Genomic DNA, 12010 nt, shown 5'->3' with positions numbered 1-12010 from the left:
ACATGAAATAAGAAAAGCTTTGATTTCACCAGCAACATTCAACGGTTCGGAAGCACCGCCCGTGTTCAGAATATTTATTTTGAAGACAGGGAGAGGTGTGGAAGCGTGAAATGGAAACAGGGAGTAGCCATTGCTGCTGCGGTGATAGGAAGTATATTAATATTATGGTCGGGCAAAAGTGAACAGCCGCCTTCTGGCTGGGAACCCATGCAGCTCGGCACCGAGACGCCGACGAAAGAGCAGGATCCCTCTGCTGTGCAGTCGGCTGTTTTGGGTCAAGGCGAAGCAAAGGTTACTGCGGATGATAACGCCAAGAAGGCTGCTGATGGCGCTGATTCGAAGGAGACTGAACAGGCAAAACCTGTCGTTGAAGAGGCCGGTTCAAATCGCACGTCAAACGAACCGGAGGTTGCTTCGTCAACGGCAGCGGCACCTGCTGCGGAAGCTGGACAAGAAAATATCCAAACTGCTCAGCCGGTACAGGATATCGATAATGGTAAAATTGATGTCAATACTGCACCTGCTTCCAAACTTACGGAGCTTCCGGGCATAGGGGAGAAAAAAGCCCAGGCTATCATCGACTATCGAAATGCCCATGGTCCATTTACCAAAGTGAGTGACCTGACAAAGGTCAAGGGAATTGGGATGAAAATGTTGGAGAAAATGGCCCCCTATGTTCAGATCCGATAATGGCTTTAATAAAATGATTACGAGCAGTAAACCAAAGTTTTCTTATGTTAAGTAAATATGCATTGCACAAAGTGTAACTTATTAACGAACGGGAGAGGAAACGAACATGAGTACAGCAGACGTACGCAAAGATTGGGATACTTATTTCATGGACATCGCTTATATGGTCTCAACCCGTTCCCGCTGTTCGCGGCGCCATGTGGGAGCTGTTCTGGTTCAAGGTAAAAAATTGCTTGGAACAGCGTATAACGGTGCACCCATGGGCGTTCCCGACTGTTCCGAAGCCGGATGCATGATTTCCGAAGAGTATGAGCTGGTGGTAACGGATGGTCAGGAGGAAATGATCAAAAAGCAGCGGTGTATACGGACGATACATGCGGAGCAAAATCTGCTTTTGTTCACTGATCGGAATGACCGTGAAGGGTCTTCCGTGTACGTGACGGATGAACCTTGCTGGACGTGCTCCAATATGCTGGCGAACAGCGGCATCACGGAGATTGTTTTTCACCGCCCGTATCCGAAGGATACAGGCAAAGTAACACGCATGATGGCTCAGAAGGGTATAACGTTTCGCCGGTTGGAGAATTATCAACCGCCGCGTGAAACCATGATGACGATTAGTGATTGAAGATGATCTAATGCGAATGAATATTCGAAAACACAGGCAGGATCTCTTTTGAAAAAAGGATATTGCTCAGTACATTGATGGGGAAGAACCCCCGGTTAGCTGGTTCAGCTGCCGGGGGTTCTTTGCGTTCATTTATTTATGGCGGAGGGAGGAATAAGCTAGTGAAGGGTAGACCTTTGGTAGTGTTCACCGTCTGTTGGTTATGCGGCAGCGGGCTGGCATGTGCGTTGACAGGATGGACACTCTTTTGGGGGATGCTAGGTGCTATTGCCTGCTTGCCATTCCTGCTTGGGTGGATTGGGTTGCGCGGGTGGTCCGCGTTTTTATTAATTGCGTCGCTAATAGGTGGTGCTGTGCACTGGGAGTGGAACGAGGCTCGGAATGTTAGCATTTTGCCCGAGGTTACTCATTTGGCAGTTGAGGAGTTGGACGGGTACGCTGCAACGCTTCATGCAACATTGGATTCAGACGTTCGGATTGACGGCGACCGGGCAGACTTTCAGATTCTGCTTGCTTCCATTGAACCGCTAGGAGAGGGCCAATCCAGGACAGATTCAAAGATTCTTCAGCTGCCTGCCAAAAAAGAACGCCTGATGGTGCAGGTGCGATTGGCTGAAGAGGAAGAACAGCAGGTGGCGGCAGAATGGCGACGAGGGGATGCAATCACGTTGACGGGTTCCCTAGCGCTGCCTGGAGAAGCAAGGAATTTCGGCGGTTTTGATTATCGGAATTATCTAAAGACACAGTACATTCATTGGTTGTTCAAAGTGAAGGGAGCCAGTTCGGTAACAGTCACTTCTCCTGAAGGGGTAGGGCAGTTCAATATACTCCGCTGGAATGACCTGGTCAGAAACCAATTGGGTTCTGCTGTAGACAGACTGTTTCCCGAACCACATGCAGGATACATGAAAGGGCTTATTATCGGTATGGCAAGCGACATCGATCCGGATACGTATGGTCAGTTTTCACAACTGGGACTTACCCATATACTGGCTATCTCAGGTACGCATGTTGCGGTGTATGTGGCGTCGCTATTACTTCTGATGTCGTGGCTGAGGTTAACCCGCGAAACATCACTTACCATCGTCTTGTTGTTAATCCCTGCCTATGTTCTGTTATCTGGAGGTTCACCTTCCGTAATTCGTGCAGGGATTATGTCCATGATTGGTTTGTATATGGCACGGCGAGGGCTGGCCAGGGACGGACTGCAGATGATCAGCGCAGCAGCCTTGATGATGATGTGGTGGAATCCCTATTTCTTGCTCAGCGTGAGCTTTCAGCTGTCTTTTCTCGTGACTGCAGGGCTGATGATCTATATGCCTCTTATAAACCGTTTATTTAACGGATGGCCCAAAGCCATTGCAGCGACAGCTTCAGTAACGGTAACGGCACAGCTTATTTCTTTTCCAGTTACTATTTTATATTTCAACCAGTTTTCGCTGCTTTCCTTCGCAGCTAATTTTCTGCTTGTATCTTTAATTAGCGCTGTTGTACTGCCGCTTGGGACGGTTGCACTTCTATTGTCATTCCTATGGATGCCTCTGGCCAAACCTCTTGCCTGGGTTGCAATTCTACTCAACAAACTGACATTTGTGAGCGTGGAATGGATGAACAGCCTGTCGGGTTTTGTACTCATCTGGGCTACACCTTCCCTGTTATGGATTGCGGCATATTATGCGGTTTTATATGTGCTTTTGTACCTTCTTCATCGGGGAAAAGGAGAGATGCAGCATGCCTTGAACGTTGAAGGAGACACGGTACCATTGATTCATGCTTCTCGGGAACGTCGTTTGGTTGAAGGGGGTCAGCCTGGTGTAATCGTTACACCGACGGAAAATCAAGGTAGGAGTGATCAGGTTAGGAGCGATAATTCTGGATCAATGACTACACTCAGTGCAAGCATTGCGTGGCCGGAATATACAAGTGCGTTTACGGCACGAGGTGCAGGCTGCTATGGAAGTGAACGGATGAGTTTGCTTCATAAAGGGCTGTGTGGTTTGCTCATTCTGATTCTTGTTGCAGGGTTGGGCTGGGCTTACCGGACTCCACAGCCTCCCGGGACTGGGGTCGTTCAGTTTCTGGATATTGGTCAGGGCGATAGCACACTAATCACTACACCTGGAGGTAAACATATTTTGGTGGATGGCGGTGGTACAGTTCATTTTGGCAATCAGGAATCCTGGAAAATTCGGCGAGATCCCTACGAAGTGGGGGCTAAAGTGGTTGTACCTTTATTGAAAAAACGTGGTATTCACCGACTGGATGCGGTCATTCTGACGCATGCCGATCAGGATCACGCCGGGGGCTTGCAGGCCGTGCTTGAACAGATTCCGGTTGAGCGCTTCATGTTTAACGGCACAACAAGTGGCAAAGACAATTTCGAAAAGCTGCTGGATACAGCTGTAGAACGACATATCCCTTTATATGCCATTCAACAGGGAATGTCATATTCACCTGATGCAGAGACCACGCTTCATTTCATATCACCGGATCTGGATCATTCACTGAATGAAGGAGGCAGGCTCCCTGTGTCTGAACACCAGAATCATGATTCGGTGGTATTTCTGCTGGATATGGCGGGGGCTTCCCTGTTATTCACAGGAGATATGGATGCGGCAGCAGAACAAAATCTATTATATATGATACAAGACGGATCTCTTGCAGCTTCTTTCAAACAAGAGATGGATTCGTTCTCTTTGTTTTCCTCCACCCGAGCAGTGGTTGATGTGTTGAAGGTGGCACATCACGGCAGCAAAACTTCGTCGACTGAGGCATGGCTGCAGTATTGGAGCGCCCAATCAGCAGTCATTTCCGCAGGAGCCAACAATACATACGGACATCCCAACCCGGGTGTGCTCGAACGCCTGGAAGCTGTGGGTTCGCAGATTTACCGAACAGATCAGATGGGCGAAATTCAGATGAGAATAAAGGACGGCAAGATTGACGTACGTCAAAAATTGATTATGGATGAATGATGAATTTTTGCCCAGTGCAGGATAATGGTTATTTTTACCGAATAATGATTAGTCCCAGTTTTATTGGGCACCAGCGATACCGAGATACATAATAAGAAGGGGATAAGAAGCAATGGGATACGAAGAAACAAAACGAAAGAACGACGGAGTAAATCAGCATTTCAGAGCCAAGTGGCTCAGAATAACATTGATGTTGTGTATTGGAGTTATCTTTTCCAGCTTGCTGCCCGGTCAGTCTCCTGCGGCAGCCGCATCCACTACAAGCAGCTCGATCATTTCCGTGCTGGATCGTAACCACTATCTACTCGACAATGGTACAGTGTGGTCCAAGGGCTTGACCAGTGGAGTCTGGACGCAAAATCGAAACCTGGTTGGCATCTCCAAAGGTGATTCTCATTCCCTATATGGCTGGACTACCGATGGGCTAGTCTATCGTTGGGATATGGACAACCCCCAGAAGCCTGAGATAAATCAATACAATGGCGTAGAAAAGGTGTATGGAAATGGTTTGATACTTCTACGGGATGGAACACTCCACGACGATGGAAAGCAGATTAAAGGGTTGGAATCCATTATCGACGTCGGTCCTTATCCAGTGGATCGTAATTATTCATACGGGGCATTATCATCGTCGGGAGACGTTTATTATGCTGACTATCGTAACATTGTTCGCAAAGTAGGGAATGTAGCGGATGGAAAAGCCGTTGCCACGAATAGTGCATATGCAGCTGTTCTGAAGAGCGACGGATCCGTGGTTATTGTTAACATGATGTATGAAGAGGAGCAGGTACAGGTCGCAAGTGACGTTCAATTCGTAACCTGGCAAGGGAGTACACATAAGCTACTAACGGTGAAGAAAGATGGTACGGTATGGAGCTACGATCGTACGGCTAAATATAAGTCTGAACAATTGCCGGGGCTAATGAATGTCGATCAGCTTAGATATTCGTATGAGCAGGATGAATTATATGCACGATTACAGGATGGCTCTTGGGTTGTCTATAATGAAGGGAAAATGGTACCCCTCCAAGTACCTTCATTAACTAAAGTGACATTAACAGCATCGGCAAAAGAAGCTGGTATTGGAGATGAAGTTGAACTTTCGGTTCAGCAGACATATAGCAACGGTTTTAAAACCAAGCGTCAGCCGCTGCCTGCGGAAATAACGTTGGAACATCCTCAGGTTGCTAAAATTGAGAGTGAAGGCAAACTTAAGGTTACAGGGATTGGAACGACCAAAGTAACAGTCACAATAGAAGACCTGACTTCAAGCGTTCAGTTGGATGTTGGAGTACAGCAAAAGCTGACAGGAGCTACACTATTAAATGGTACCATATATTTGCCAGTTCAGTCGGTATTTAAGACGTTAGGTGCCAAAGTCGATGTGAAAGGCTCGTCTTTTGTGATTCAATTTGGAGATGACGAGATCACTCTGCAAAAGGGAAGTGCAACTGCACAATTTAACAATAAAGATCTCAAGTTAAAAGGGAAAGTGCAAACTATTGGAGGACAGACGGTATTTCCAGCAAGCCTCTTGAGCCAGACTGCAGGGATTAAAGTTCGATGGGATGGGGAGCTAAAACAGGCAGAGGTTCAGGTCGGTAAGTCATCCATTCTTATTGAATCGAAGGATACACCAGCTCTTATCAAGAAAAAAGAACTGGGAAGTCTTAGTCGATTGATCGGAAAATCGTATTGGATTAATAGTAATACCGAGTTGGGGCAACGTTTCAGCAAAGTAACAATAACGGATATCAAGGTGGATAAGTATGATTCCGGTGATAAGAGCTACTCTGTAGTATTTCGTAACGCAAAAGGTAAAACGGTTGTTGCTTATGCCGGAGGCACTGCCAGCCAGGTCACGGAAATGCTGTCGGATGCGGATCAATTCTTCCCTTATGACCCTTACCAAAAATACAAATGGTCGCAGTCCACATGGAAGAAGATTATTGCTGGTGAAGTTGCTCTCGGTATGACGACAACACAAGCGGGTTTAGCTTGGGGAGACCCCACGAGCATTACCCAAGAAATTGGTTCAAAGGGAAAAATAGAAGTGTGGGTCTATGCCGGGCCGAATTTATTGCGTGCCTTGAGTTTTATCAATGGAAAACTGATTAGTATTTATTAATGCAAAAAGCCCGTTTCGGCTAGACTCCTGGTTGGAGTATAGCCGAAACGGGCCATTTAATAATGAAAAGAGTTATTCAACGCCGTCTTTAAAATGTTTGTTCCAATGTTTGTCACCTTTGTGCAAAAGGTCTTCCACGGTTTTTTCCAGCGTGAGCAGAAGTTGCTCTCTGACATCAAGTACAGTTTCTCTGTACAGACGTTCTTCCGATCCGACGATTTTATCGCCGTATAACGCCTGTGCAGCGGTATATTTACGGTGTTCCTCAACCAAAGTATCAATGGATTGCATTGCATGTTCCACAAAATGAGAAATGCTTTGATATTCCTTCGGCATTTGTTCTTTTAATAATTGAATCTTCGCAAGAGCTGGCATGCTCATCACCTCGTATTATGAATGTAAATTTACAATACACTATTTTCATGAAAATTGCATTAAAAAGAGCTTAAATTTGGACAAATTTCGACTTTTTTTATTTTTGAAAACTTTCGCGCACTTATCTATAATGTATGCCATTGCAATTGAATTGAGTCGTGTAAGTATTGGAATGGCTGGTTGAAGCGGCGTGGTGACTCAGTATGCAATTTCTGTTATTCTAAGATAAGTTTCAGCGGCCCTTCATACATAAGCCGTTATTTTGTTGTGGTAATATTCACATCTCGTACCGTATTCTAGAATTATGCTGAGCTTAGTAAGCGATAACAAGTGTGAATGTTCCATGGTTTTACCTTTTCTGTCTAAAAAAATACTTAACTTTGCAACAATTTTATTGATGAATACGTCTGTAAGGTTGCAGGGAGAGGGGGATCCTTTGTGGTAGAGCCGGAACTCATCAGAGCCGCTCAATCGGGCGATCGCGACGCTCTAATTACCCTATTGCGGGACATAGAACAGCATGTATACCGAACCGCATATTACATCTTAAATAATGAACAGGATGCTTTGGACGCTGCTCAGGAAGCATTGATCCGAATCTATACGAAAATTAATTCCTATGAAGAAAAAGCCCAATTCAAAACATGGGTGCAGCGCATCGTAACGAATATCTGTATTGATAAATTCAGAAGAACCAAGCCCTCGGTCTCCATTGATGAGCATGAGATGGTATTTCAGGATAATCAGGATGTGGAGTTTGAAGTCATGTCCACGTATGTTGCCAAAGATATTCAGGATGCGATCAACAAGCTTCCAGAGCATCATCGAACGGTAATCGTACTCAGATATTTGCAGGATTTATCGTATAACGAAATTGCGGATTGTCTTGATCTTCCGCTGAATACAGTCAAATCATATTTATTCAGAGCCAGACAGCAATTGCAAAATCTACTTCAGGAGTATCAGAAAGGTGGTGTGACAGGATGAAATGCGAAGAGGTGGTGGAATGGATGCACCGGTATCTGGATCATGATCTGGGCGACGCGGAAACTGCGCAGATGCTACAGCACGTGGCCCAATGCCCGGAGTGCGCCGAGAATTTTAGTTTGCTTAGAGCTCTTTCCAGAGAATTGGAAGATTTGCCGCAGGTGACCCCGAAATTCAGTTTGGTTGATGCCATTATGCCTCAATTGGATGCAATTGATGAAGCGCGGAAGGAACAAAGCAGTACAATACAGGAAATGACTCCTGTCCCTGCTGCATTCGAGAATTTACAACGTTCAAGTGAGCGCAAACCGAAGCAGAAATGGCTAAACTCCATGGTCGGCCGGATGTCAATGGGTGCTGCAGCTGCGGCTGTGGTGCTGGGAGTGGCGATTTGGGGCTATGAACCTGAAAAGGTGGAGAATGCCGAATCTATGATGTTGAGTTCGGGCAGCACCCAGGAGACTGGTGCGGTTGATCAAAATCCGCTAAGTCGGGAGCTTGAGAACGACGAATCCTTCTCACCTCAAAATAACAGCGATCCATTAATGGATGATACGGAGAACAAGTCATCCATGACAGAAAAGACGGATCCAATGACTGCTCCGGAAGAAAACGGGCCAGAGCAGTCTCCAGAGCCCGAGGTGAAGGATAACCAAACGTCAAACCAGCCAGGTACAACGTCCGAAACGGATAACAGTACTGAAGCTCGAAATACCACTCCTGATGCTTCCAATAGTCAGAAGAGTCCGGATCAAGGACAGGATACGCAGCCCAAAGATCAGGATTCAAGTACAGCTGCGGTACCCCCTGCAGATGAGAATGAAAATGAATCAACCGAAACAAGTGACGGTAGAGATTCAGAATCATACAACACACAGGGAATCGCGCCTGAGGTAGAAATGAAGGAACCGACTGAAGATAATCAATCTTCCGGTACCGATTCAGGAACTGCTGCGCCGAATGGCAGCAAAGAATTTGTAGCACCGAATCAGGGGATAACCTCTACCATGACGTCGAAGGAATGGAGTTCACCGGATGGATCTTATGTGGTCATGCTGATCGACAACCAATTAAGTGTGTATTCCAAATCAGCTACGGATTCAGACGTTCTTATTCTGGTGGAACAGCGCAATCTAGAAGGTACATTGAAGACAGCCGGCTGGTCCAGCGACAGTACCTCGTTTAACTACGAGACAGACAAGGATGGAACCACGGTAAAGAATTCATTTACTGTACCTTCAGCCTCGGCTGCAACTTCCACCAAATAATTCGGAGAATGTGAGCCTGCTCTCTCGAATCAGCAGAACATTTCCAGCTTGGCAAGAATATACTGAACGTATCAATAACGTCCTATCTCAGTTGTAACAACTGACGTCGTATGACCGGGGCCCAGCCATTTCTAGAATCGCTGGTGTCCTCGTTTATATAGATGTAGGACCAGGGGGCCTTCATTCGTTATTAAGGATGAAGGCCCCTTTGTTGTCTGTCCAGTTTTCTGGTAGGATAGTAGGGATAGGGGGCACCGTGATGGATGTGAAAAGTGCAACAAAGGCGATACGCAATGGGGAGACGGCTCCGATATATGTGCTGTACGGAACGGAGAAATACCAGATACAGCAATTTACGGATATGTTAAAAGAACAGGTCATCGAGGAAGAGCATCGGGATTTTGCGATTATTCCGTATGATCTGTCCGAAACACCTGTAGAGGTGGTTATTGAGGAAGCGGAGACGGTTCCCTTTTTGGTTCCGCGGAAATTAATTATTGTAAGGGATGCAAGCTTGTTTACGGCAGGTAAAGAGTCCAAAATTGATCACCAGGTGGATCGTCTGCTTACCTATATGGATAATCCGGCTGATTATAGTACTATTGTTTTCCTCGCACAGGGAGACAAACTGGATGAGCGTAAGAAGTTGGTGAAGGCAGTCAAGAAACAGGCAGTTGTTCTGGCTTTCGCTCCACTGAGCGGAGAAGAACTACTGAATTGGATCGTGAAGCTTGCAAAGCAGCGGGATGTGTCCTTTGAAGCAGGGGCTGCTGATACACTTGTGAGTTATGCAGGGACAGGTTTGCAGACTCTGTCTGCTGAAGTAGACAAGCTGTGTCTGTACGCGGGTAACGGAGGAACCATCCGCCGTGCCGACATTGAGTCATTGGTAGCGCGCAGTACGGAGCAGAACGTATTTGCCTTGGTGGAGGAACTAGCCAACTTGCGTCTGGAGAAAGCGCTGGGACTGTTCTATGAACTGCTGAAACAGCGTGAAGAGCCCATTAAAATTGCAGCCCTGATCGCTCGTCAGTTCCGAATCATGATACAAGTGAAAGAGCTTGGGCAGCAAAGCTATTCGCAGCAGCAAATTGCCAGCCAGCTTGGTTTGCATCCGTATGCCGTTAAAATTGCCGGAGAGCAGGCTCGCAAGTTTCAACCGGAACGGCTCAGAAACATTCTGAGTCATCTTAGTGAGCTGGATTACCAGATGAAGACAGGTGCAGTCGATAAGGTGCTTGGTTTGGAGTTATTCTTGCTTAGACTTGGAGCAACTGCATCGTAAGATCGAATTGATTCGCAATAAAAGAAACCCGTATCCGGTCGTCAAATAGATCACCGGATACGGGTTTCTTTATTCGAATACTTATTAGACCAGATACTAAAAAATCCTGAAAGCACGGTGCTGTTCAGGATTTTTCCATTGGATCGTATAAGTAACGCTTCTTACGCTTGTGCGGAAAGAGCGTTCAGTTTTTTCGCCAAGCGAGACTTTTTGCGTGCTGCAGCATTTTTATGAACCAGACCTTTAGTTACAGCCTTGTCCAGCTTTTTGGAAGCAGCTTGAATCGCAGCTTTTGCAGTATCAACTTCGTTGCTTACCAGAGCAGCATCAGCAGCTTTAACAGCTGTACGGAGTGCGGATTTCTGGGAAGCGTTGAGTGCGCGGCGCTTGTCGCTCGTTTTTACGCGTTTAACAGCGGATTTGATGTTTGGCATTACATTCACCTCCTGTAAGGCATTCGCATGAATACAAACGTTTCACAACTTAAAATATTCTAGCACGCTAGCATGTAAAATGCAACAAATATTCCTATAGTGTTCTCGGCATTGCATAAAGAACCCCTATTCCCCACACAATATGCTCAAATGCAGTAAGGGAGGCAGGAACAGATGACGCTTGATTTACAGAACTACACCGTTCGCACTGACTTGGCAATCGACTCAAAGGAGATGGCTCAGGGTTCAAAGAAACAAACGATTCCCGGCCTGCGGGAAGACGTAGAAGAAAAAGACGGCATTACCATCACACGGATTGATGTGCTGAACGATGCTGCCGCAAAGACCATCGGACGTGTCAAAGGGCATTACGTCACACTGGAAGTTCCGTCACTACGTAACGGGGACACCGAACTTCAGGAGCGGGTGGCAGCGGAATTCACGCGGGAGATGGAGGATTTTCTGACCAAGGCTGGGGTTAACAAAACATCCAAAGTCCTTATTGTAGGTCTCGGTAATTTGCACGTAACTCCTGATTCGCTTGGTCCACTGGTGGTCGAGAACTTGATGGTAACCCGTCAGTACTTTGAATTGGTACCGGATCAGGTGGCTCCGGGATATCGTGAAGTTAGTGCCATTGCCCCTGGTGTGCTTGGTACTACAGGAATTGAGTCGAGCGACATTGTGCAGGGGATTGTGGATCGGACCAAACCGGATGCCATAATTGCCATTGATGCACTGGCCTCTCGTTCACTTGAACGTGTCAACACCACCATTCAAGTGGCCGATATCGGGATTCATCCTGGTTCAGGTATCGGGAACAAACGGCGCGGACTTACCAAAGAGATTATGGGTGTGCCCTGTATTGCCATTGGTGTACCAACCGTGTGCTATGCTTCTACTATAGTAAATAATGTCATTGAAATGATGAGTGCGCACTTCCGTCAAGAGACGGATCAAACGAAGCAAATTATGGGCATGCTGGACGATATCGGTGAGCAGGATCGTTTAAGTTTGGTGAAAGAGGTGTTGGAGCCACTCGGACACGATTTGATTGTTACCCCAAAGGAAATTGATGAATTCATCGAGGGAATTGCCAACGTTATTGCGACAGGCCTGAATGCTGCCCTGCATGACGCGGTGAATCCGGATAACGTTGCAGCGTATACTCATTAAACAGCAAACCACCACAGGCAGGAAGTCCGAATCTATCGGACTTTCTTTTTTTGTCTTTCTTCTA

Annotated in this window: 10 protein-coding genes; 8 read left to right on the top strand and 2 right to left on the bottom strand. The window is 46.5% G+C overall.

What is annotated here, in order from left to right; translation table 11 throughout:
* Window positions 1-105: 105 nt before the first annotated feature.
* The 4 genes from CHH60_RS12970 to CHH60_RS12955 all read left to right on the top strand — a co-directional run bounded on the left by CHH60_RS12970 (window position 106) and on the right by CHH60_RS12955 (window position 6421).
* A complete protein-coding gene (locus tag CHH60_RS12970; RefSeq protein WP_255247908.1) occupies window positions 106-690 on the top strand; it encodes a ComEA family DNA-binding protein in 585 nt (194 codons plus the stop codon).
* Between the two features lie 106 nt (window positions 691-796).
* A complete protein-coding gene (locus CHH60_RS12965) occupies window positions 797-1318 on the top strand; it encodes a deoxycytidylate deaminase (protein ID WP_095289821.1) in 522 nt (173 codons plus the stop codon).
* Between the two features lie 161 nt (window positions 1319-1479).
* Window positions 1480-4293 (top strand): ComEC/Rec2 family competence protein, encoded by a 2814-nt coding sequence (locus tag CHH60_RS12960; protein ID WP_255247907.1) that lies wholly within the window; start codon window positions 1480-1482, stop codon window positions 4291-4293.
* A gap of 112 nt (window positions 4294-4405) precedes the next feature.
* A complete protein-coding gene (locus CHH60_RS12955) occupies window positions 4406-6421 on the top strand; it encodes a copper amine oxidase N-terminal domain-containing protein (RefSeq protein ID WP_095359526.1) in 2016 nt (671 codons plus the stop codon).
* Between the two features lie 72 nt (window positions 6422-6493).
* On the opposite strand, the gene CHH60_RS12950 is transcribed toward CHH60_RS12955, so the two are convergent.
* Window positions 6494-6796 (bottom strand): hypothetical protein, encoded by a 303-nt coding sequence (locus CHH60_RS12950; RefSeq protein ID WP_095359525.1) that lies wholly within the window; start codon window positions 6794-6796, stop codon window positions 6494-6496.
* A 438-nt stretch (window positions 6797-7234) separates the two neighbouring features.
* Here CHH60_RS12950 and CHH60_RS12945 point away from each other — a divergent pair, with 438 nt between their 5' ends.
* The 3 genes from CHH60_RS12945 to holA all read left to right on the top strand — a co-directional run bounded on the left by CHH60_RS12945 (window position 7235) and on the right by holA (window position 10336).
* Entirely contained in the window at window positions 7235-7783 is a 549-nt protein-coding gene (locus CHH60_RS12945; protein ID WP_095289827.1) for an RNA polymerase sigma factor, read from the top strand.
* Window positions 7780-9051, top strand: a complete 1272-nt coding sequence (locus CHH60_RS12940) for an anti-sigma factor family protein (protein WP_095359524.1) — start codon at window positions 7780-7782, stop codon at window positions 9049-9051. The genes CHH60_RS12945 and CHH60_RS12940 overlap by 4 nt, the downstream gene beginning before the upstream one ends.
* 259 nt (window positions 9052-9310) lie before the next feature.
* Window positions 9311-10336: a DNA polymerase III subunit delta gene (gene holA, locus CHH60_RS12935; RefSeq protein ID WP_095359523.1), complete on the top strand. Its 1026-nt coding sequence runs from the start codon at window positions 9311-9313 to the stop codon at window positions 10334-10336.
* A gap of 161 nt (window positions 10337-10497) precedes the next feature.
* Here the strand turns inward: holA and rpsT are convergent, their stop codons facing one another.
* Window positions 10498-10770: a 30S ribosomal protein S20 gene (rpsT, locus tag CHH60_RS12930; protein ID WP_024628504.1), complete on the bottom strand. Its 273-nt coding sequence runs from the start codon at window positions 10768-10770 to the stop codon at window positions 10498-10500.
* A gap of 174 nt (window positions 10771-10944) precedes the next feature.
* Here rpsT and gpr point away from each other — a divergent pair, with 174 nt between their 5' ends.
* Complete coding sequence (gene gpr, locus CHH60_RS12925; RefSeq protein ID WP_095289832.1) at window positions 10945-11946, top strand: GPR endopeptidase; 1002 nt, start codon at window positions 10945-10947, stop codon at window positions 11944-11946.
* The last annotated feature ends 64 nt before the right edge of the window (window positions 11947-12010 follow it).

Origin of the sequence: Paenibacillus sp. 7523-1 (assembly GCF_002276415.1) — a bacterium.
GTDB classification, from domain to species: Bacteria; Bacillota; Bacilli; order Paenibacillales; family Paenibacillaceae; genus Paenibacillus; species Paenibacillus illinoisensis_A.
The sequence above is the reverse complement of the archived record's forward strand: the minus strand, read 5'-3'. Positions and strand labels throughout refer to the sequence as shown.